General features: G+C 64.3%; 1 protein-coding gene. It reads left to right on the top strand.

Annotated elements, in window-relative coordinates; translation table 11 throughout:
* The first annotated feature begins 3 nt into the window (after window positions 1–3).
* Window positions 4–1,203, top strand: coding sequence for a porin (locus AC1ECK_RS36605; RefSeq protein WP_480328174.1), 1,200 nt, complete (start codon window positions 4–6; stop codon window positions 1,201–1,203).
* Window positions 1,204–1,240: the final 37 nt, after the last annotated feature.

The raw sequence follows: 1,240 nt of genomic DNA, 5'->3' as shown, positions 1-1,240 counted from the left end.
ATGATGAAAAAATCACTTTTCGCTCTGGTTGCCCTTAACGGGTTTTGTGCAGCAGCTCACGCTCAGGGGAGCGTGACGCTATACGGTATCGTCGATGCGGGTCTGGGTTACACCAGCAACCAGGCCGTGGTGCAGACGGCGGGCAAGGCGGGCACGCCCGCGGTGCTGGTCGGCAGGTCGAACTACACGTTCACGAGCGGCACCTGGTCGGGCAGCCGCTGGGGCCTGAAGGGCAAGGAAGATCTGGGCGACGGACTGGCGGCGATTTTCCAGCTCGAAAACGGCTTTAACGTAGGCACCGGCCAGTTGGGGCAGAGCAGCCGCGAGTTCGGCCGCCAGGCGTTCATGGGCCTGTCCAGCACGAAGTTCGGTACGCTGACGATGGGCCGCCAGTACGACCCGATCGTCGACTTCGTCGGCTCGATCGGACCGACCAGCTTCCTGACCGGCATGGCCGCGCACCCGGGCGACCTGGACAACATCGACAACCAGTCGCGCGAGAACAACTCGCTGAAGTATGTGACGCCGTCGTTCGGCGGCCTGCAACTGGGCGCGCTGTACGGCTTCGGCAACCAGGCAGGCAGCTTCAAGAACCAGAGCACGTGGAGCCTGGGCGGGCAGTACAGCCACGGCCCGTTTGCAATCGGCGCGGCTTACCTGAAGGCGAACAACACGTACGGTTCGACCGGCGGCACGTGGACCAGCTCGTATGACGGCACGTTCTCGTCGTCGGTCAACCAGGGTTTCGCCACCGCGCAGAACCTGCAGATCATCGCCGCGTCGAGCACGTACCTGATCGGTGCGGTGACGCTGGGCGTGTCGTACAGCAACACGCAGTACAAGGCGAGCAGCTTCTCGCTGTTCAGGGGCAAGGAGACCTTCAACTCGGCGGGCGCGACGGCGTCGTGGCAGATCAACCCGGCGCTGCGCGTCGCGGCAGGCTACGACTACACGGCGGGCAGCTCGATCGAGGGCCAGTCGGGTCCGAAGTACAACCAGTTCAACCTGTCGACGTTCTACTACCTGTCCAAGCGTACGGCGCTGTACGGTCTGGTCGGCTACCAGAAGGCGAGCGGCAAGACGCTCGACCAGTACGGCAACGTGGTGAACGCGACGGCCTCGATCGGCGACGTGGCGAACGGCATCTCGTCGGCCGGCGATACGCAGACGCTGGTGCGCGTGGGCATCCGTCACACGTTCTAAATCACGCAGCCATAACGGCCGCGGCGAGTTCGCGCCG

This window comes from Paraburkholderia sp. SSBN10T (genome assembly GCF_056619545.1).
Note: the sequence above shows the minus strand (reverse complement) of the source record. Positions and strands in the feature narration are given on the sequence as shown.